This window comes from Rhodococcus sp. 05-2254-2 (genome assembly GCF_002259095.1).
In the GTDB taxonomy this organism is placed as follows: Bacteria; Actinomycetota; Actinomycetes; order Mycobacteriales; family Mycobacteriaceae; genus Rhodococcoides.
Window position 1 is genome coordinate 306,997 of the sequence record NZ_NOZJ01000021.1, and the last position, 19,410, is coordinate 326,406.

19 protein-coding genes are annotated in these 19,410 nt (G+C 64.8%); 9 read left to right on the top strand and 10 right to left on the bottom strand.

The features are described 5' to 3' along the window. Positions 1-125 precede the first annotated feature (125 nt). Complete coding sequence (locus CH283_RS24280; protein WP_255183325.1) at positions 126-983, top strand: ArdC-like ssDNA-binding domain-containing protein; 858 nt, start codon at positions 126-128, stop codon at positions 981-983. A gap of 248 nt (positions 984-1,231) precedes the next feature. Here CH283_RS24280 and CH283_RS24285 read toward each other — a convergent pair whose 3' ends face one another. The 7 genes from CH283_RS24285 to CH283_RS24315 form a co-directional block, all read right to left on the bottom strand. Then, positions 1,232-2,314: an IS110 family transposase gene (locus CH283_RS24285; RefSeq protein WP_426374983.1), complete on the bottom strand. Its 1,083-nt coding sequence runs from the start codon at positions 2,312-2,314 to the stop codon at positions 1,232-1,234. A 99-nt stretch (positions 2,315-2,413) separates the two neighbouring features. Further along, positions 2,414-3,898, bottom strand: a complete 1,485-nt coding sequence (locus tag CH283_RS24290; protein ID WP_094639486.1) for a carboxyl transferase domain-containing protein — start codon at positions 3,896-3,898, stop codon at positions 2,414-2,416. A gap of 24 nt (positions 3,899-3,922) precedes the next feature. Next, complete coding sequence (locus tag CH283_RS24295; RefSeq protein ID WP_068051078.1) at positions 3,923-5,122, bottom strand: ABC transporter permease; 1,200 nt, start codon at positions 5,120-5,122, stop codon at positions 3,923-3,925. Further along, complete coding sequence (locus tag CH283_RS24300; RefSeq protein WP_094639487.1) at positions 5,119-6,012, bottom strand: ABC transporter ATP-binding protein; 894 nt, start codon at positions 6,010-6,012, stop codon at positions 5,119-5,121. The genes CH283_RS24295 and CH283_RS24300 overlap by 4 nt, the downstream gene beginning before the upstream one ends. Before the next feature lie 16 nt (positions 6,013-6,028). After that, on the bottom strand, positions 6,029-6,580 hold the full coding sequence (locus CH283_RS24305; protein WP_094639488.1) for a hypothetical protein: 552 nt from the start codon (positions 6,578-6,580) through the stop codon (positions 6,029-6,031). Further along, positions 6,577-6,849 (bottom strand): helix-turn-helix transcriptional regulator, encoded by a 273-nt coding sequence (locus CH283_RS24310; RefSeq protein ID WP_032372936.1) that lies wholly within the window; start codon positions 6,847-6,849, stop codon positions 6,577-6,579. The genes CH283_RS24305 and CH283_RS24310 overlap by 4 nt, the downstream gene beginning before the upstream one ends. 64 nt (positions 6,850-6,913) lie before the next feature. Further along, complete coding sequence (locus CH283_RS24315; RefSeq protein ID WP_094639798.1) at positions 6,914-7,369, bottom strand: MarR family winged helix-turn-helix transcriptional regulator; 456 nt, start codon at positions 7,367-7,369, stop codon at positions 6,914-6,916. A gap of 81 nt (positions 7,370-7,450) precedes the next feature. On the opposite strand from CH283_RS24315, the gene CH283_RS24320 reads away from it, so the two are divergent. Continuing rightward, a complete protein-coding gene (locus CH283_RS24320) occupies positions 7,451-8,281 on the top strand; it encodes an alpha/beta fold hydrolase (RefSeq protein WP_094639489.1) in 831 nt (276 codons plus the stop codon). A 60-nt stretch (positions 8,282-8,341) separates the two neighbouring features. Here CH283_RS24320 and CH283_RS24325 read toward each other — a convergent pair whose 3' ends face one another. Next, positions 8,342-9,973, bottom strand: a complete 1,632-nt coding sequence (locus CH283_RS24325) for an ABC-F family ATP-binding cassette domain-containing protein (RefSeq protein WP_094639490.1) — start codon at positions 9,971-9,973, stop codon at positions 8,342-8,344. 89 nt (positions 9,974-10,062) lie between these two features. On the opposite strand from CH283_RS24325, the gene CH283_RS24330 reads away from it, so the two are divergent. Together CH283_RS24330 and CH283_RS24335 are read left to right on the top strand one after the other, a co-directional pair. Beyond that, positions 10,063-10,911, top strand: coding sequence for an aldo/keto reductase (locus CH283_RS24330; RefSeq protein WP_094639491.1), 849 nt, complete (start codon positions 10,063-10,065; stop codon positions 10,909-10,911). A 23-nt stretch (positions 10,912-10,934) separates the two neighbouring features. Then, positions 10,935-11,756 (top strand): uroporphyrinogen-III synthase, encoded by an 822-nt coding sequence (locus CH283_RS24335; RefSeq protein WP_094639492.1) that lies wholly within the window; start codon positions 10,935-10,937, stop codon positions 11,754-11,756. Here CH283_RS24335 and CH283_RS24340 read toward each other — a convergent pair. Further along, positions 11,753-12,820, bottom strand: a complete 1,068-nt coding sequence (locus CH283_RS24340) for an NAD(P)-binding domain-containing protein (RefSeq protein ID WP_094639493.1) — start codon at positions 12,818-12,820, stop codon at positions 11,753-11,755. The genes CH283_RS24335 and CH283_RS24340 overlap by 4 nt on opposite strands. 62 nt (positions 12,821-12,882) lie before the next feature. Between CH283_RS24340 and CH283_RS24345 the strand changes: the two genes are divergently transcribed. The 3 genes from CH283_RS24345 (at position 12,883) to CH283_RS24355 (ending at position 15,811) form a co-directional block, all read left to right on the top strand. After that, positions 12,883-13,614: an enoyl-CoA hydratase gene (locus tag CH283_RS24345; RefSeq protein ID WP_068051097.1), complete on the top strand. Its 732-nt coding sequence runs from the start codon at positions 12,883-12,885 to the stop codon at positions 13,612-13,614. Beyond that, positions 13,611-14,945 carry an ammonium transporter gene (locus CH283_RS24350; protein ID WP_068051099.1) on the top strand — a complete coding sequence of 445 codons (1,335 nt, stop codon included), beginning with the start codon at positions 13,611-13,613 and terminating at the stop codon, positions 14,943-14,945. The genes CH283_RS24345 and CH283_RS24350 overlap by 4 nt, the downstream gene beginning before the upstream one ends. Before the next feature lie 191 nt (positions 14,946-15,136). Next, on the top strand, positions 15,137-15,811 hold the full coding sequence (locus tag CH283_RS24355) for a hypothetical protein (RefSeq protein ID WP_094639494.1): 675 nt from the start codon (positions 15,137-15,139) through the stop codon (positions 15,809-15,811). A 73-nt stretch (positions 15,812-15,884) separates the two neighbouring features. Here the strand turns inward: CH283_RS24355 and CH283_RS24360 are convergent, their stop codons facing one another. Beyond that, entirely contained in the window at positions 15,885-16,844 is a 960-nt protein-coding gene (locus tag CH283_RS24360) for an alpha/beta fold hydrolase (RefSeq protein WP_094639495.1), read from the bottom strand. Between the two features lie 201 nt (positions 16,845-17,045). Between CH283_RS24360 and shbA the strand changes: the two genes are divergently transcribed. Both shbA and CH283_RS24370 read left to right on the top strand, forming a co-directional pair. Then, positions 17,046-17,627 carry an RNA polymerase sigma factor ShbA gene (gene shbA / locus CH283_RS24365; RefSeq protein WP_094639496.1) on the top strand — a complete coding sequence of 194 codons (582 nt, stop codon included), beginning with the start codon at positions 17,046-17,048 and terminating at the stop codon, positions 17,625-17,627. Between the two features lie 114 nt (positions 17,628-17,741). Continuing rightward, the gene (locus tag CH283_RS24370; protein ID WP_094639497.1) at positions 17,742-19,388 is read left to right on the top strand and encodes a purine-cytosine permease family protein; all 1,647 of its coding nucleotides are present in this window, start codon (positions 17,742-17,744) and stop codon (positions 19,386-19,388) included. Positions 19,389-19,410: the final 22 nt, after the last annotated feature.

Below are 19,410 nucleotides of genomic sequence, written 5' to 3' on the forward strand. Positions count from 1 at the left end.
ATCGGATGGCGTGCCGGTGCGGCCACAACGGGCGTCGGTTCATGGTGAGATCGTGTCGGCTGCAACGGGCGGGGCGGCGATCGTGCATCTGATGCTATTCCGCATCCTTTTTCAATAATGTCCTGTTGATCCTCGCCCAGAAGCCCGAGGCAACGCAGGTCGCCGGATTCCGTGCCTGGCAACAGCGCGGGCGGCAGGTTCGCAAGGGGCAGAGGGCGATCCGGATCTACGGCTACAGCTCCCGCATCGTCACCGAGACCGATCCCGACACCGGCGACGAAGAGACCCGCAAGGTGCCCACGTTCCCGATTCTGTCGGTGTTCGACCACTCCCAGACCGACCCGATCGAGGGACACCCGCAGCCCGAGGAAATCGCCCAGCTGCTCACCGGCGCCGATCCGGATGCGATCTACGACCGCGTGGCAGCGGTCATGACCGGCCGAGGCTGGACCGTCACCCGCGAGGCGATCCCCAGCAGCGCGAACGGCTACACCACCACCGACGGCTCCCACCGGATCGTCGTCGACGCAGCCCTCGAACCCGCAGCGGCCGCGAAAACGATGATCCACGAGGCAGCGCACGCGATCATGCACGCACCCGACCTCATCGGACCCGAAGCCCGAAAGGACCTGCATCGCGGCCGGATGGAGGTCGAAGCCGAATCCGTCGCCTACGTGCTGGCCGGGATGCTCCGACTCGACACCAGCGCCTACAGCGTCGGCTACATCGCCGGATGGGCCGCAGGAGACCTCGAGCAGGTCACTGCCACCGCGAAAGCAGTACTGACCGCAGTCCACGATCTGGCCGACGCCCTCGATCCTGCCGACGCCGAGTCGGACGACGGCGAGGACACCGGGACCGGGGCAGCCGCCTCATATGGAGGTCGGCCTGTCAACGACGGCATGGTGAAGCGGTGGCACGCACCGTCGTGTGTGCCACCGCTTCCTGTTGCCGGGATGGTGATCGATGCGAGTGGGAGGTGAGCGTGTCGTAGTGTTCGACGCGTCGTCAACTCTCATATACGCGGGTTGGTTACCGCAGGACGGACTGTTTCGGCTGGAGTGGATCGCAAGTCTATGAGTCGAGCGTGATCCCAACGCGCAGTTGAGGATTGCTCATAGGCGGCTAGCGGGTCACTCCCAGACGCTCGGCCACATCCCACATCGTCGTCGACCGTTCATTCCGGACATCTATCCCGACGCAGATCGCTACTTCGGCGTCGGAGCTTCAGTCATTCCTCGAGCGTGGCCAACGACCAGCACCAGCCGGCCAGCTCTCGTGCGATCCCGGCATTGGCGACCACCGCACGTTTACCGCGTTCGTCGAAATGTTCCCACCGTGCGTGCAGCCGCCGGTTCGCTTGATGTCCTCGCGCTTTGGCTTTGGGAGTCGACGCCTTCCACCGTGCCACCAGTTCACGCCCCGGCCGATACGGCTTGCGATGATGCCAGGCAGCCTCGACCAGCAGTCGGCGTACGTGAGCATTGCCGGTTTTGCTGACACCGCCCTGCGACCGGGATTCACCGGAAGAATGCTCGGTCGGGATCAACCCGACGAACGCACCGATCGAGCGGCCGGTCAACCGGTCCCACTCACCGATCTCCGTCGCCAAACCGAACGCTGTCAACGTCGCCACCCCACGAAGGCACCCCAGCCGGGTCACCACCGGAGTGAACGACGAATGCGCAGCCATGTCCGCGATGGCGGTATCGAGACGATTCCGGCGTTCGGTGGTGGCGATGACGGTCTCGTAGGCGGTGTCGTAGGTGATCTGCAGTGCACGTGAATCGAACCGCTGGCGACGTAACCACAGATCGTGGGCTGCGGTCCAGGGTTTGCCGCCGCTGTAGATGATCCCTTGACGCAGCAGCACATGTGTCAGGCGATGCTGTGCGGACACCAGATCGCCGCGGCAGTCCTCCCTTGCTCGCACCAGATCACGAGCGGACTCCTGCTCGGTACTCGGAATCAGAACCGGCACAATAGAACTCAAATGAAGCAACCGAGCCAAATGCCGGGCATCACGGGCATCGGTCTTGATGCGGTCACCAGGGGGACGCTGAATTTTCGACGGTGCCGCCACCACACAATCGACACCGGCGGCCAACAGAAAACGGGCCAGACCGAAACCGGTCGGGCCCGCCTCGTAGACGACATGCACCAGTCCTGGCAGCGAACGAATCCACTCCAGGATTTCTTTGTGATCAGGCGACATGCGACGCTCGAACAACTCGCCCGTCTCGCCATCCAAACCGCACGCCACCACCGATCGTGCGTGCACATCCAAACCAACACTCGTACGATGATTCTTCACTGGGGCCTCCCACATCTGTGGCTCTACCGGCCAGGACCCACTCCTGTCGGCAACCCACGCTTACATGCGGAGGGGCCCCAGCCAAGACCTCCATACCGTCTATCCGAGATTGCGGTAGCGGCCGAGTCGGTTTCGAGTCCGGGTGGCGGGATCGACGATCGACAGCGCATGCAGTTCCCGGACGATGGCGTCGGCGATGCGGCCGGAGAACGCAGCCGGTTCATCGGCGGCGTCGGGGAGTTCGGGGACGACGGCGTCGACGATGCCGTCGCGCACGAGGTCGACCGACCTGATGCCTTGGGCCTCGGCCATGTCCGGGGCGTGGGCGGTGTCGCGGTGCACGATGGCACTGGCACCCTCGGGCGGAAGCGGTGCTAGCCAGGCGTTCTGGGCGCACAGCACCCGGTCGGCGGGGAGAAGCGCGAGCGCTCCACCGCCGGTGCCCTGGCCGAGCAGAACCGAGACGGTCGGGGTATCGACGGTGACGAGATCGGAGATCGAGCGCGCTATCTCGGGTGCCAGGCCGCCTTCTTCGGCTTCCTTGGACAGTGCCGCGCCGAAGGTATCGATCACCAGCACCAGTGGTAGGCGCAGTTCCTCGGCGAGGCGCATGCCGCGTCGCGCTTCTCGCAGTGCCGCCGGACCCATGGTGGCGGTGGCGGTGCTGCTGCTTCGGTCGTTGCCGAACAGGACGCAAGAGATCCCTCGGATTCGGCACAGCGACAGCAGGGTCGACGTGTCGGCCTCGCCCTGACCGGTGCCGCTCAGTGGAACGTGTTCGCTGGCAGCGTGTTCGATGAGTTGCCGAATGCCGGGCCGGTCCGCGCGACGCGACGACTGCACCGAATGCCAGGCAGACTGCTCCGGTATCTCGGCCTGTACGTCGTCGGTGAGATCGGGCCACACGGTGGCGTCGAGGATTACTCGAAGTGTGCGAATCAGTAGGTGGCGCAGGTGATCCAACGGCACCACGCCATCGATGACGCCGTGCTGGTAGAGATTCTCGGCGGTCTGCACTCCGTCCGGAAAGGGCTTGTCGTACAACGCCTGATAGACCCGCGGACCGAGAAATCCGATGAGCGCACCGGGTTCGGCGACGGTGACGTGCGCCAACGATCCCCAGGACGCGAACACCCCACCGGTCGTGGGGTTGCGCAGATACACCAGGTACGGCAGGTGCGCCGCCTTGTGTGCGGTGACGGCGGAGGCGATCTTGACCATCTGCACAAAAGCCAATGTTCCCTCCTGCATGCGCGTGCCGCCGGAGGTGGGGGAGGCGATGAGCGGCAGGCCCTCCGCGGTGGCGCGCTCGATGGCCGAGGTGATGCGCTCGGCCGCAGCAACGCCGATCGAACCGGCGAGAAAAGCGAACTCGCACGCGATCATCACCACTCGCCGGCCGTCGATGGTGCCCTCGCCCGTGAGCACCGACTCGTCGACCCCGCTCTTCTCCCGCGCCTTCGTGAGGTCGCGCTGATAGGAGTCGTTGGGGTGAACGTCGACCGGCGTGGAGTCCCAGGACACGAACGATCCGCCGTCGAGAACGGAATCGAGAATCTCGGCGGCGGATGTTCGTGGGCTCATGTCGGGGAGCCTACGCAGCGAACCCTAGCGAGCAAACGCTTCCTTCCACGAGACGGTCTTGCCGATCCGAAGAATGGAACGCTGGTAGATCTTCGCTGCGCCCATCGCCAGGATCGCGGTGGTGATCACCATCAGGACTGCCGAACCGACGATCTGTACCGGTGAGGTCACCCCGGCAGCGATGCGCAGCGGCATCATGATGGCGGAGAACGGGGGGATCCAGCTCAAGGTGTTGGCCAGGGTGCTCTCCGGATCGCTGACGGAATAGAAGGCCGCGAAGAACATCGCCATGATCAGGATGAGTAGCGGCATGGTCGTCGAGTTGACGTCCTCTTGGCGCGAGACCATCGAGCCGCCGGCGGCGTAGAGCACCGCGAAGAAGGCGAACCCCAGGATGAACCACGCCAGCGTTGCCGCGAAGACGCTCACCGCGGCACCGGTGATCGTGAGTACCCCCGTGCCCAATCCTGCTCCCACACCGGCTATTCCGTACAGAGCAAGCTGCAGGATGCCGACCGCGCCGATACCGAGGATCTTTCCCCACAGCAACTGCAGGGGGCGGACGGTGGAGAGCAACAGTTCGACCACACGCGAGGACTTTTCCTCGACGACGCCCATCGCGACATACATGCCGAAGCCGATGATCTGTGCGTACAGCAGGAACACTGCGGACAGGGCAAGAGCCGTACGCTGACCGGCCTCGGGATCCGGTGGATCGATTGCGTCGACGGTGACCGTCGCGGCACTCGTCGCTGCCCCGAGTTCGTTCTGATCGACACCCTGTTGCGCCAGTGCAGTATTCGTTGCCTGCGTCGCGACACTGCCTTCGACGACGGCTCTCAACGTTCCGGTCAGATCGGACTCGGTGACGGCGGTGTACGCACCCGCGGTTCCGTCCGGAACCAGCGCCACGTCGAGATCCCCGGATTCGACGCCGCTGCGTGCGGCTGCCGCGTCGGCGACTTCGCGCACCTCGACCGGGGATCCGACGGCGTCCCCGGTTGCTTCCACCACGGCTGCGATGGACTGGTCTCCGGCGACGCCGACGACGTCGCGCTCTTCGTCGCCGCTGCCGGAGAAGATCGAGAACGCGATGATGCCGCCGACGATGACGGCGAGAATGATCGCGTTGCTGATGACGAAGCTCTTCTTCATCACCTGAACGGTGAACTCGCGCTTGGCTATCAGGGACACTGCGCTGAAGGAGTTCAGTTGGGAGCTCATGACACTACCGCCTCTCGGAACAGGTCGCTCAGGGAAGGTTTCTGGATGGAGAAGTCGTGTACCGGACCGGTCGCCAGTGCGGCTCGGAGGACTTCTTGATCGTCGGCCCCGGGTGCCAAGCCCAGGACGGTGACGCCGTCGCTGTGGCCGAGGGTGCTCACCCCAGCGATGCCCGACGCCCATCCGGGTGCGGCGTGGGGTGCATGGACGCGCAGTTGCGCATCTCCCGATCCGCGTAGCTCGTCGACGGTGCCGACGGCCTTCATCGAGCCCGCGGCGATGATGCCGACGCGATCGCACAGGCGTTGCACCAGATCGAGCTGGTGGCTTGAGAACACCACCGGCACTCCGGCAGCGGCCTTTTCGCGCAGTACCTCACTCATGACGTCGACAGCGATCGGGTCGAGGCCGGAGAACGGCTCGTCCAGGACCAGCACCGCGGGGTCGTGCACCAGCGCGGCCGCCAACTGCACGCGCTGCTGGTTACCCAGGCTCAATGCGTCGACGGTGTCGTTGACGCGCTGGTCGATGCCGAGTCGTTCGGTCCAGCGGATCACCGCGGCCTTGGCGTCCTTGGACGACAGGCCGTGCAGCTCGGCCATGTAGGCCAACTGCGGGCCCACCTTCATCTTGGGATAGAGGCCGCGCTCCTCGGGCATATAACCGATGGTGCGGCGGACGTCGAGGTCGACGGGCTTACCGCCCAACAGAACCTGGCCGGAATCTGCCGACAGGACTCCCAGCGCGATGCGCATCGTGGTGGTCTTGCCTGCGCCGTTGCTGCCGACGAAGCCGAACAGCTCGCCCGGGCGGACGTCGAAACTCAGGTTGTCCAGGGCGATCTTGTCGCCGTATCTCTTGGAGACGGAGTCGATCGTGAGGGTGCTCATGGTGCCCTTTCGGTCGTTACTTCGGGTCGAAATCTTCGGTGTCTTCGAGTTCGGGGTCGGGGGTGATCCAGGCGAGAATCGCTGCCGGTGCGCATCCGCCGGCCAACAGAGCAGCGAGCGTCCACAAAGCTCCGGCGTAAGCCAGGTTCTCGTTGTCATACGTTCCCGACAGCACGATCAGGACCAGAACTGCCACCATCACCAGGGCCTGAGTGACGGTGAGACCGATCGAGCGTGCTTCGTTGCGCTGCTGCACTTCCCATTCGTCGAGTGCACCCATCGGTGCATCGCTGTGCCGACGTGACACTGTTTGCAACATCGTCCACGTGACGAGAAACATCACAGTGGCCGGGATCCATGCGATCGGTGCCCACCGGGAGAACAGTGACCACACGGCAACTACCAGCAGGATGAGCAAGGACGCCATCACGGAGACTGCGAGTACGCGTCGACGTTTCTGGGTGCGCCAGTTCGGAAGCCAGTGACGGGTTTTCGCGTCGTGCTCCAGGAATCGTCGAGTTCGATACGCCTGGTAGCGGGTGAGGAGGTCGGAGCTGGGCGTGTTCATCGATCCTTCTCCCTTCGGAAGAGTTCGGCCGAGAGTGGTCCGAGTTCGGTGCGCGAGAACACTGCTTCGATCGGCAGATCGAAGACGTCGCAGATGCGCATCGCGAGGTCGAGGCTCGGGTAGTGGTCGCCTCGTTCGAGGGCACCCACCGTCTGGGGATTCACTTCGACGAGTTCGGCCAGTTGCGCGCGGCTCATCTTCCGTTCTGCCCGCAGAACACCCACCCTGTTGAAGATCGGGAGCGCGGTACCGCGCTTGACGGGGCTCATGACAATGAAGTGTTGTATAAACCCAACGATCTGTCAACATTTAATAACAGATTGCTTCCGTTGACTACGTTGCCTGTTGGTCCCGGGTGTCGGCAACGATGGCGCGCATTGTCGTCAGAAACTCGTCGATCGTTGCCCGCTGATCGGGGGTGAAGCGCGCGAGTTCGTCGACGGCCCGACCGATGACGGGGCCGAAGAACGTCGTGCCGAGTTCCGACGCATGCGCGGTCACACGCAGCAGTACTCGCCGGCGATCGGATGGGTCGGGTTCGCGTAGCACCAAGTCTCGCTTGGTCATTCGATCGATCAGGGCGGTGACAGACGCCGATTCCAGACCCAGTTGCGCGCCGAGCCAGCCGGGTGTGGCACGCGTTCCGGCTCGGTCCGCATCCAGCAGGCAGATCAGCGCGCGGATGTCGGTCGGGTGAAGTGAGTGCTCCTGGGCGAAGTCTGCGCCGAGGAGATCGAGCTCGACGGTGAGTGCTCGCAGCTGATGCACGGCGGCGACAGGTTCGGTCATGTGCTGATCCCTCGGAAGATGCTGGACGAGCGGTCTCTCCATTGTCTACTATCTCGATGATCGAGAGAATGGAGGGTTGCAATGTCGCTGGACGAATTCTTCTCCGCCTACGACCGGGTGCTGCAGAAGTGGCCGGCCGATACCCAAGCCATCGACGTGAACACGGTGCACGGCACCACACGAATCAACGTCTGCGGACCCGTCGGCGGCCCGGCGCTGGTGCTGCTCCCCGGGGCGGGTGCCACGTCCACCGTGTGGTTCGCCAACGTCGAGGCACTCTCGCAGCGATATCGGCTGTACGGGGTCGACCTCATGGGCGACGTCGGACGCAGCGTTCCAGGTGACCGGTCCATCGACTCCGTGGACGAGCTGCTGAACTGGGTGACGGCGGTTCTCGATGCACTGGACCTCCGAACTGCGGCACTCTGCGGACATTCATACGGCGCGATGATCGCCCTGGCGTTCGCTTTGCGCAACGAAGGCCGCGTCGATGCGCTCACTCTGCTCGATCCCAATGCCTGCTTCGGCTCCATGAGTCCGCGGTACCTGATGCATGCGCTACCGATGCTGCTGCGGCCCAACGAAAACCGGCAGCGACGCTTCATAGGGTGGGAGACCGATGGCCTGGCTTTGGATCCCGACTGGCTCGACGTCCTCGCGCTCGGAGCCGCACATTTCCCGACGGCAAAGACCATTGTTCCGAAGCGGCCGAAGCCCGCTGCGTTCGCTGATTTCGACATCGACACCACAGTCGTGTTGGCGGGTGAAGGCAAGGTGCACAGAGCGTCTCACATCGAAGCGGCAGTCCGAGCCGTGTTACCTGACGCGCGAATCTCGATACTCGACGCAGCCACCCACCACGGGCTGCCGATGCACCCTGCCGCCGAGGTCAACGACATTCTCCTCAGTTGATGTGAATCGGGTGCAGCTGACCGCGCTCACCGCGGTCAGCTGCACCCGATTCAGTGCGATCTACTTCTCGCTCAGCTGTCCAGCGTTCATCGTCCAGTGGCGAGTGCTGCGAACAGTGTCGAGCATTCTGCGGTCGTGGGTGACCAGCAGCAGTGTTCCCTCGAAGTTCTCCATCGCACGTTCGAGTTGTTCGATGGCAGGTAGATCGAGGTGGTTGGTCGGCTCGTCGAGTACCAGCAGGTTGACTCCGCGGGCCTGCAGCAGCGCGAGTGCCGCGCGGGTTCGCTCACCGGGCGAGAGAGACGACGCCGGCCGCAGTGCATCGTCGCCGCGGAGGCCGAACTTGGCCAGCAGGGTACGGACTTCGGCGTCGGGCCAGTCGGGAACCGCTGCGCTCAAGGCGTCGGACACTGTGCCCTCGCCGACGAAATATGCTCGCGCCTGGTCGATTTCACCGACCGCCACACCCGAACCCAACGATGCCGAGCCCTCGTCCGGGTCCAACCGGCCCAGTAGTACCGACAACAACGTCGTCTTGCCGGAGCCGTTCGGTCCGGTGATCAGAATCCGATCGCCCCACTCGATCTGCGTCGTCACCGGTCCGAAGGTGAACCCGGATCGCCGGACAATGGCACCGCCCAGAACTGCGACGACAGTGCCACTGCGTGGAGCCGCCGCAATCTCCATCCGCAGCTCCCACTCCTTGCGAGGCTCCTCGACCACCTCGAGTCGCTCGATGCGTCGCTGGGTCTGACGAGCTTTCGCGGCTTGTTTCTCGGTCGACTCGGCGCGGGTCTTGCGGGCGATCTTGTCGTTGTCGGTGGCCTTCCGGCGCGCATTACGCACCCCCGACTCCATCCAGTTTCGCTGCATCTGCGCGCGAGACTCCAACGCGGACTTGGTGTCTGCGAACTCGTCGTACTTTTCCCTGGCGTGCTGGCGCGCAATTTCGCGCTCCGCCAGATAGGACTGGTAGCTGCCGTCGTACACATCGATACGACGCTGCGCCCGATCGAGCTCGACGACGCCCGTCACCGTCCGCGCCAGGAATTCGCGATCGTGACTGACGACGACGATCGCCGCCCGCGTCGCGACGACGAACTGCTCCAGTTGCTCGAGTCCCGCCAGATCGAGGTCGTTGGTGGGCTCGTCGAGCAGCAGGATGTCGTAGCGAGCGAGCAGAATCGCGGCGAGCCCCGCTCGGGCAGCCTGCCCACCGGACAGCGCCGTCATCAGCGCAGACCCGTCGACATCCAGACCGAGATCGGCAAGCACCTTCGCCGTGCGCTCCGCCAGATCCGCGCCGCCGAGTGCCAGCCACTTCTCCAGCGCCGGGGTGTAGAGGTCGTCATCACTCGACCCCAACGCCTCGGCGGCGGCGTTCATGGAGAGTTCGGCCTCGGTCACCCCGGTGCGCCGACCGAGGAAGTCCAACACCGTCTCCCCGGCGATCCGCTCGGGCTCCTGCGCCAGATATCCGACGGTCGCGTCGGGCGGGCTGGTGTAGATCTCACCCTCGTGATCGGCCGTCCCCACACCCGCGAGCAGGGTCAACAACGTCGACTTGCCTGCACCGTTCGCTCCGACGAGCCCGATCACATCACCCTCGGCAACCGTCAGATCGAGTCCGGAGAACAGGGTTCGATCGCCGTGGAAAGCGGCGAGATCATCGATACGAAGCGTTGCGGTCACACCGAAACTCTAAGCTGCGACTTCTGGTCGTTCCGCAGGCTCCACTCCTGCCCGGGAACAACACCACCCCACCCGCCGTTGCCATTCGTATGACGTATTCAGCCGAGACCAGTACTGTCCCGACCATCGTGCTCAACGACGGCACGTCCATTCCCCAGTTGGGGTTCGGTGTGTGGCAGGTGCCCGACGACGGTGCCCAGGCCGCAGTGACCGAGGCGCTCGAGGTCGGCTACCGCAGCATCGACACCGCCAAGGTGTACGAGAACGAGACCGGCACCGGCCGCGCAATCGCAGAGTCCGGCATCGCCCGTGACGAGCTGTTCATCACCACCAAGCTGTGGAACGACGATCAGGGCTACGACTCCACTCTGAAGGCATTCGACGCGAGCATGGATCGCCTCGGACTCGAGTACCTCGACCTGTACCTCATTCACTGGCAGCAGCTCGACCGCGACAAGTACATCGACACGTTCAAGGCATTTCAGAAGCTCAAGGCAGACGGCCGCATCGGCTCCATCGGCGTCTCCAACTTCACCATCCCCACCCTGGAGAAGCTCATCGACGCGGTAGGCGAGACACCGTCGGTCAACCAGATCGAGCTGCATCCGCGGCTGATCCAGGAGGAGCTGCGCGCGTTCCACACCTCGAAGGGCATTGCCACCGAGGCCTGGAGTCCGCTCGGCTCGGGCACCATCCTCGACGAGCCGGTGTTCGCGAAGATCGGCGACGCGCACGGCGTCACTCCGGCCCAGGTCATCCTGCGCTGGCACATTCAGCTCGGCAACGTGGTGATCCCCAAGTCGGTGACCCCGAAGCGCATCGCCAGCAACTTCGACGTGTTCGGCTTCGAGCTCAGCAACGACGAGATCCAGCAGATCAACGCGCTGGACTCCGCCGACGGCCGCACCGGCCCGGACCCGGACAAGTTCAGCAGCTGACACCGGGGGCCTAGTCTGTACGCATGTCCGATTCGCTCGCAGGCAAGACCGTTGCCCTCACTGCCGAGCGACGTGCAGACGAACTGGCCACCATGCTCGAACGCCGCGGCGCGAACATCGTTCACGCCGCGGCGATTCACGTTCTGCCCCTGATCGACGACTCCGATCTGAGGTCCGCCACCGAGGGCATCGTCCAACGCCCACCGCAGATCGTCGTGATCAGTACCGGCATCGGTTTTCGGGGCTGGCTCGACGCGGCCGCCGACTGGGGTATGCGCGAAGAACTCGTGACAGCGCTGGGGCACACGCGAATCCTTGCGCGAGGTCCCAAGGCGCGCGGGGCAATTCGTGGCACGGGGCTCCGCGAGGAGTGGTCGCCGGCCACCGAGGCCTCACAGGAAGTCTCCGACCATCTCGAGGCCGAGGGTGTTGCCGGGGTAGACATCGCAGTTCAGCTGCACGGGGTGATCACCGAGTGGGAGCCGACCATTCACCTCAGTGATGCGCTGACCGAACTCGGCGCGCATGTCCGACCGATCCCGGTGTACCGCTGGATTCGCCCCGCGGATCAGGCTCCACTGGTCGACCTGTTGGAACAGATCATCGACCATCGGGTGGACGCGGTGACGTTCACCAGCGCCCCCGCGGTCGCGTCCCTGCTCTCGACCGCCAAGGACAACGGCCTGCTCGACGCCTTCCTCGACGCGCTTCGAGGACCTGTCGCCGCGATCTGCGTCGGGCCGGTGACGTCGGCACCGTTGGACGCGTTGGGCGTTCCGACCTCGATGCCGAGCCGGGCGCGACTGGGCGCGCTGGCGAAATTCGTGACCGAGCAGCTCTCCTAGCCCAGAGTTTCCAGCAACTCCGTCACCGCGGCTCGCCCGGCTCGGTTCGCCCCGATGGTGCTGGCGGACGGCCCGTAGCCGAGCAGGTGGACGCGATGGTTCGCGGCCACGCGGGTGGTGAGCCTGCCGTCCATGACGATTCCGCCGCCGTGTCCGCGCAGGCGCAGCGGCGCGAGGTGGTCGAGGGCGCTCCGAAAACCGGTGGCCCACAGAATCACATCGGCGTGCTGACTCGACCCGTCCTCCCACACCACGGAATCGGCGGTGATCGACGAGAACATCGGCTTGCGTTCGAGAGCCCCGCGCTCGCGGGCGGCAGCCAACGACGGAGTCAGCAGCAGTCCGGTCACCGAGACGACCGAGCCGGGTGGCAGGCCCGCCCGCACACGTTCCTCGACCATGGCGACGGCTTTGCGGCCGGCATCGTGATCGAATTCGCTGTCCCGAAACACCGGTGGTCGACGCGTCACCCATGTCGTGGACGTGACCTGCGAGATCTCGTCGAGCAGTTGGACGGCCGAGATGCCGCCGCCCACCACGACGACGTGCTTGCCTGCGAACTCGTCGGCCGTCCGATAGTCCTTGGTGTGCAGTTGCCTGCCTGCGAACGTCTCGGCTCCGTCGTAGTGCGGAACGAACGGCTTCTCCCACGTGCCGGTTGCGTTGATCAGCCCCTCGGCCATGACGACGGTCTCGCCGGCTTCGACACGGAATCGGGGTTCCCGATCGCACACGACGGTCACCGTGACGGGGCGTCGAACATGCAGTTCGAAGCGTTCCTCGTACTCGCGGTAGTACCGGGGGACGGCGTCGGCGGCGGCGATGGTCTCGGCCGGCTCGTCTCCGAGCGTGTCCGCGAAGGCCATACCGGGCAGGTCGTGGACGCCGTTGACGGTGCTCAGCGTCAGCGAGGGCCAGCGGAACTGCCATGCGCCGCCCGGCCCGGGGGAGCGATCCAGCATCACGAAGCCCTCGCCTGCGGTGAGTCCGGTGCGGTGCAGGTGATAACCGGCCGAGAGTCCGGCTTGGCCGGCGCCGATGACGGCGACCCGAGTGTCGATCATGGAGACCAGTAGATCAGGCCCCGCACTGTCATTTTCTGTACTGGTGGGTAACCTCTGCTCTCGTGATCGGACTCTCTCGTGACGGCGACGTCGTCACCCTCGAACTGCAGCGGCCGGATCGGCGGAACGCGTTGAACTCCGAGTTGTGCCTGGCGGTGCATCGCGGAGTCGAACAAGCCGAGCGTGACGGCGCGCGGGTCGTGGTCGTCACCGGCCAGGGCACCAGCTTCTGTGCGGGTGCAGACCTGACGGGGGACGCGTTTCCCGAGCATTTCGGGCAGATCCTCGAAGAGATGCTGACGGCAATCCAGCGGGCCTCGATTCCGGTCGTGGCCGCGGTGAACGGACCGGCTGTCGGTGCCGGCACGCAGTTGGCCGTCGCGTGCGATCTGCGAGTCGTTGCGCCGGGCAGTTTCTTCGAGATACCGTCGACCCGGCTCGGTATCGCGGTGAGCAACTGGACCATCCGGCGGTTGGCCTCGCTCGCGGGCGGAGGTGTTGCGCGCACCATCCTGCTCGGCGGTGAGCGGGTGTACACCGAGCAGGCGTTCACCTGCGGGCTGGCGAACAAGCTCGGCGACCTGGACGTCGCGACACAGTGGGCGCAGTCGATCACCGAACTCGCTCCCTTGGCGTTGCGTCACCTCAAGCTCGTCTTCAACGACGATGGAGCACAGGATGTTCCGACGCCGGAGCAGGTCGCTGCGTTCGAGGCCGCGTGGAGCAGCGAGGACATGAAAGAAGCGCGCCGCGCACGATCCGAGAAGCGCAAGCCGAAGTTCGTGGGCAGGTGATCGTCGGCGCGCCCGATGCGGGCGATACGGCGTGGCTGCTGACCAGTACCGCGCTGGTGCTGTTGATGACTCCCGGCCTGGCCTTCTTCTACGGCGGCATGGTGCGCTCGAAGAGTGTGCTGAACATGATGATGATGAGTTTGTCGGCGATCGCAGTGGTGTGGCTGCTGTGGTTGGCGTTCGGATTCTCGATGGTGTTCGGCGACAACGTGATCGGCGGGTGGATCGGAAACCCGTTGCAGTACGCCGGTTTCGAGGGTCTGCTGGGCGGGGTGTACACCTCGGCCGCAGGGACGGTATCGATTCCGTTGGTGGGAACCGTTCCAGCGCTGGTGTTCGCGGCGTTCCAGGCAGGTTTCGCGATGGTGACGGTGGCGCTGATCTCCGGCGCCGTCGCAGACCGAATGCGATTCGTACCCTGGGTGCTGTTCGCGGCGCTGTGGTCCACACTCGTCTACTTTCCGGTGGCGCACTGGGTGTTCTCGCTCGACGGGCTCACCAGTGAGTTCGGTGGGTGGATCACCAACAAGCTCGGTGCCATCGACTTCGCCGGCGGAACTGCGGTGGAGATCAACGCAGGCGTCGCCGGCCTCGTTCTCGCGCTCGTGGTCGGCAAGCGGCGGGGTTGGCCGCGAGATCCCATGCGCCCGCACAACCTTCCGGCCGTCATGCTCGGAGCCGGGCTGCTGTGGTTCGGTTGGTTCGGGTTCAACGCGGGGTCGTCGTTGGCCGCGGACGGCGTCGCCGCGGTGGCTCTGGTGAACACGATGGGTGCAGGAGCGATGTCCATGGCGGCGTGGCTCGTCGTCGAGAAGCTGCGGGACGGCCATGCGACGTCGTTCGGCGCGGCCTCGGGCGTCGTGGCCGGGTTGGTGGCCATCACACCCTCGTGCACGGCGGTCACCCCGATCGGTGCCGCGGCGATCGGCATCGCGTCGGGTGCGTTGTGTGCTCTGGCCATCGGCCTCAAATACCGCTTCGGCTACGACGATTCGCTCGACGTCGTCGGTGTGCACCTCGTCGGTGGCATCGTCGGCACGCTGATGATCGGACTCGTGGCCAGTGCGAAGATGCCGGCAGGGGTGGACGGTCTGTTGTACGGCGGCGGGCTGCATCAGCTGTGGGTACAGGCGGTCGCGGTGGCTGCGGTGTTCGCCTACTGCGCCGTCGTCACCACCGGCATCGCGTTCGCGATCAAGGCTGTCATGGGAGTGCGCGCCGACGCGCAACACGAAGCCGACGGTCTCGACGAGCACGAGCACGCCGAGTCCGCCTACGACTTCGGGGTGAGCCACGGAGGCAGCAACAAGCCGGGTCTTTTCGGTAAGTAGAGACAACCCGCGCGTGTCGTTTACGAACGGTTTGGACTTCGAAACCCGTTCTGTCCCTTATGAGTCGATGCGTGTAATCGTTGTTCGGTTCGACCCCGATCGTTCATCTTCGGTTCTCCTGACCCGCGTGTTCCACCCATAGTTTTTCGCTGCTCGCATCGAGTGATGGACACGACGAAAGACTGAGGAACATGAAGCTGACTCGATTCGCGGCAACGTCCGCATTGGTCATTGCAGCGATGACGACCGCCATGGGCACCGCCTGTGCGGATCCGGCACCGGCTCCCGCCGCTGCCGTCGGGTGGAACGTCACCCAGGCCGGCAACCAGGTCCTCGTCGACACGACGGCCGGCACCCTGAGCAACGAGGACAACCACCTCGTCGTGCGCGACGCCAACGGTGTGCTGGTCGACTCGGTGCCGTTGGCCATTGCCGCAGACGGCTTCTCGCACCCCGTCGCCGCCGTCATCGACGGAAACCGCGCCACCCTGACCGCCGACGCCTCGCCTGCTGCGGCAACGCCGGTCTCCGCCTCTCTCCCGGGTCTGCAGCAGGTCGACCTGCCCGCCGCGGTCTCCGGCGTCAAGGACAACATCAGCCTGTCCGCTTCGGTCGGTGGATTCCTCGGAGCCGCAACCGGTCTGGTCACCGGTTGCTTCCTCGGAGCCATCGCCGCCGGCACCGTCTCCGCGCCTGCCCTGCTGCTCTTCGGTGCAGCACCGGTAGCCGGATGCGTCGGCGGCGCACTGCTTCTCGGCTCGGGTGCTTCGCTCGCCGGAACCGCAATCGGTGGTCTCGGTGCCATCGCCGGCAACGCAGGGCAGTTCATCCAGCTCCTCAACGCTCCTCCCGCCGTCAAGAAGTAACTCTCGTACAGCAGTGCTGTGGCCCGCATCGGATCCTCCGTTGCGGGCCACAGTCGTCGGCAGGTTCTTGTCGCTAGCGAGCCAGGGCGAGATCTCGCACGTGTGCACGGCGAGCCGCCGTCACGAGTTCGACGACGGCATCGGCCACTTCGCGGGCTCGTTCGAGGATCACCATGTGCCCGGCCTCCGCGACGCACACCAGGCGAGCGTCGGGCAGATGTTCGGCAATGGTTTCCGAGTGACGCATCGGTGTCATCAGGTCGTCCGAGCCGCACAACACCAGGGTGGGGATCGAGGCGAGCGCAGCCAGGCCGGCCACCTCGTCCAGACCTCGGAATGCCCCGAGGAAGCCGGCCAACGTCACGATGGACGTCTCGCCCAGCATTGCCGTCGCCAGCGTCACCACCCTCGGACCGACTCTTCGGGATCCGCAGCCCGCGGTCCTGACGATGGGTGCCCACACGCCGCGACTGAGTCTCTTGGCACCCGACATCAGTCGAGGGGCGCGTCGAACAGCGGCCTGGAACACCGACACCGCGGGATGTGCGAGGGCACTGCCGAGTCCGTCGTCGGTGATTCCACCCGCCGACGTCGCGATCAAACCGACTCCGACCAGGCGCGTGCCGATGGCCTCCGGGTTCTGACGGGCGTAGGAGAGCGCCGTCATTCCCCCCATCGAATGGCCGACGACGACGAACGGTCCCGACGGGACCATCGCACGGATGACGTCCGCCAGGTCCTCACCGAGCTGATCGATGGTGCAGCTCTCCGGCGCGGCCGCACTCGACTCCCCGTGCCCGCGGTGGTCGTACATCACGATCCGCACGTCGTCTCCCCAGGCGTGTTCCACCTGTGCACGCAGGTCGGTCCACGACTGCATCCGCAGGCAGTGTCCGTGCACGAACACCGCGGTCAGTGGCGCATTCGGATGCCCGAACTCGCGAACCGCCAGAGCGGTGCCGTCGCCGGCAGCGACGGTGCTGCGGCGACCGACCTGATGGCTCTGCTCGCTGGTGATCTCGTTGGTATTCATGGGCGGCGCTCCGCGGGTGTGAGTGTCACGTGCTGCGACGACGGTGTCGTCCGGTACTTCGCTTCGTCGACACGCCGTGTTACCTGAATCACAATTTTTGTTCGGTGTGGTACCCACTCGGACCAAGCCGGGTGGGAATCGGCACCGAAGTACTGGTGAGCGTTCAGGAGAGGACGCGCGTTGCCAGTGAGGAGATCGGCCATGAGTTTCGGCATGGACAGGCTCGAGGACGTTGTGCCCCGCGCCGTTGCGGGAGATCGACTCGCTCTCGAACAGGTGCTGGTGTTGATCCAGCCACCGGTTCGTCGATACTGCGCAGCTCGCATCGGGAATCTCGACGTCGCCGCGGACGATGTGGTGCAAGAGGTCTGTCTCGCACTGGTCACCGCCATCCCCAAGTACCGCGACATGGGCAAGCCCTTCATGGCGTTCGTGTACGGGATCGCCGCGCACAAGCTGGCCGACGCGGGCCGTAAATCGATACTGCGGCAGTCGTTCTCGATCGACGAGATGCCGGAGGAGCAGTCCACCGATGCCGGGCCGGAGCAGCTCGCGCTCGGCGACGAACTGCGTAGCCACACCCAGGCATTGATGGACACCCTGCCGACGAAGTACCGCAAGATCATCCTGATGCGAGTCGTGTGGGGAATGACGGCACCGCAGACCGGCGAAGCACTCGGAATGACGGCCGGAGCCGTGCGAGTGGCCCAGCATCGCGCGATGAACATGCTGCGCGCCGAGCTGTCGAATTTCTCGCTGCTGGCGGCGCGCGCAGTCGCCTGACAACACCTCGCGGGCAGGGCTACGGGGACGAATGTCCGAATCGCCGGACTGAGTAACCGGAGCTACATGTTCTCAAGACACTTCGGCAACGTGGCGGTTCTACGTTGTTGACCCATGACCGCCGTACAGCCTGCGCCGACAGACACCGCGCTCAAAGAGACGCTCGAGGACTACACGCTGCGCTTCGCGCCGCGTAGCTACCGCAAGTGGGGAACCGGAGTCGTCGCGACATCCGCCCTCGGCGGCATCGCGTATCTCGCGGACTTCGCCATCGGTGCCAACATCGGAATCTCCTACGGAACCGGCAACGCGCTCTGGGGCATCCTGGTGTTCGCCGTCGTGATCTTCCTGACGGGACTTCCGCTCGCCTACTATGCCGCCCGCTACAACATCGACCTCGATTTGATCACGCGGGGAAGCGGTTTCGGATACTACGGATCGGTTGTCACCAACGTCATCTTCGCGACGTTCACGTTCATCTTCTTCGCGCTCGAAGGCTCGATCATGGCGCAGGGACTCGAACTCGGCCTGGGCGTTCCGTTGCCCATCGGCTACGCGGTGTCCACGATCATGGTCATCCCGCTGGTCATCTACGGTATGAAAGCCCTTGCCAAGCTGCAGGTCTGGACCACTCCGCTGTGGCTGGTGCTGATGGTGCTGCCGTTCGTCTACCTCGTGTTCAGCAATCCCGATTCGGTCGGCGAGTTCTTCGCCTACGGCGGTCAGGACGGTGCCGACGGCAAGGGGGTCAACATCGGATCGGTGATGCTCGCGGCCGGCGTGTGTCTGTCGCTCATCGCGCAGATCGCCGAGCAGATCGACTACCTGCGTTTCATGCCGCCCAAGACTCCCGAGAATTCCCGACGCTGGTGGACCGCAGTGCTTCTCGCCGGTCCGGGCTGGGTCATCTTCGGTGCGCTCAAGCAGGTCGTCGGACTGTTCCTCGCCGTGTACCTGATCGCCAACGTGGTCGACGGATCCACCATCGCCAACGAGCCGGTGCACCAGTTCTTGGAGATCTACGAGAACTTCATGCCGGGCTGGCTCGCCATGACCCTCGCGGTGATCCTGGTCGTCATCAGTCAGATCAAGATCAACGTCACCAACGCGTATTCCGGGTCGCTGGCGTGGACCAACTCCTACACCCGCATCACCAAGACCTACCCGGGGCGCATGGTCTTCGTGCTCTTCAATCTCGCGATCGCGCTGATCCTGATGGAAGCCAACATGTTCAGCTTCCTCAACGACATCCTCGGCTTCTACGCCAACTGCGGTATCGCGTGGATCGCCGTGGTGGCGTCGGACATCGTCTTCAACAAGTACATCCTGAAGCTCTCACCCAAGGTCCCCGAGTTTCGACGCGGCATGCTCTACAACATCAATCCGGTCGGCTTCGGATCTATGGCGGTGTCGGCCATCCTGTCGATTCTGGTGTTCTTCGGAGCATTCGGACCGGCGATCAAACCGTACTCGCCGATCGTGGCTCTCGTTCTGGCACTGATACTTCCGCCCATCCTGGCGGTGGCAACCAAGGGCAAGTACTACCTGCGGCGTACCGACGACGGCATCGATCTGCCGATGTTCGACGAGCACGGCAACCCGTCCGACGCACTCGTGATGTGCCACGTCAGCGGAATGGAATTCGAGCGACCCGACATGATCGCGTCCAACGTGCCCGGGCCGAACGGGGAGAAGCAGTACATCAGTTCACTGTCGCTGAGCACCGACAAGACGGGGGAGCACATCCTGCCCCCGCAGTAGCGACTTCGTCGCAGGTGAGTGG

Bases quoted from the DNA above. Each gene is read 5' to 3' on its own strand.
- CH283_RS24290 (WP_094639486.1), bottom strand. From the start codon at position 3,898: ATGAGCCCACGAACATCCGCCGCCGAGATTCTCGATTCCGTTCTCGAC.
- CH283_RS24295 (WP_068051078.1), bottom strand. From the start codon at position 5,122: ATGAGCTCCCAACTGAACTCCTTCAGCGCAGTGTCCCTGATAGCCAAG.
- CH283_RS24300 (WP_094639487.1), bottom strand. From the start codon at position 6,012: ATGAGCACCCTCACGATCGACTCCGTCTCCAAGAGATACGGCGACAAG.
- CH283_RS24305 (WP_094639488.1), bottom strand. From the start codon at position 6,580: ATGAACACGCCCAGCTCCGACCTCCTCACCCGCTACCAGGCGTATCGA.
- CH283_RS24310 (WP_032372936.1), bottom strand. From the start codon at position 6,849: ATGAGCCCCGTCAAGCGCGGTACCGCGCTCCCGATCTTCAACAGGGTG.
- CH283_RS24315 (WP_094639798.1), bottom strand. From the start codon at position 7,369: ATGACCGAACCTGTCGCCGCCGTGCATCAGCTGCGAGCACTCACCGTC.
- CH283_RS24320 (WP_094639489.1), top strand. From the start codon at position 7,451: ATGTCGCTGGACGAATTCTTCTCCGCCTACGACCGGGTGCTGCAGAAG.
- CH283_RS24330 (WP_094639491.1), top strand. From the start codon at position 10,063: ATGACGTATTCAGCCGAGACCAGTACTGTCCCGACCATCGTGCTCAAC.
- CH283_RS24335 (WP_094639492.1), top strand. From the start codon at position 10,935: ATGTCCGATTCGCTCGCAGGCAAGACCGTTGCCCTCACTGCCGAGCGA.
- CH283_RS24340 (WP_094639493.1), bottom strand. From the start codon at position 12,820: ATGATCGACACTCGGGTCGCCGTCATCGGCGCCGGCCAAGCCGGACTC.
- CH283_RS24355 (WP_094639494.1), top strand. From the start codon at position 15,137: ATGAAGCTGACTCGATTCGCGGCAACGTCCGCATTGGTCATTGCAGCG.
- CH283_RS24360 (WP_094639495.1), bottom strand. From the start codon at position 16,844: ATGAATACCAACGAGATCACCAGCGAGCAGAGCCATCAGGTCGGTCGC.
- shbA (WP_094639496.1), top strand. From the start codon at position 17,046: ATGAGTTTCGGCATGGACAGGCTCGAGGACGTTGTGCCCCGCGCCGTT.
- CH283_RS24370 (WP_094639497.1), top strand. From the start codon at position 17,742: ATGACCGCCGTACAGCCTGCGCCGACAGACACCGCGCTCAAAGAGACG.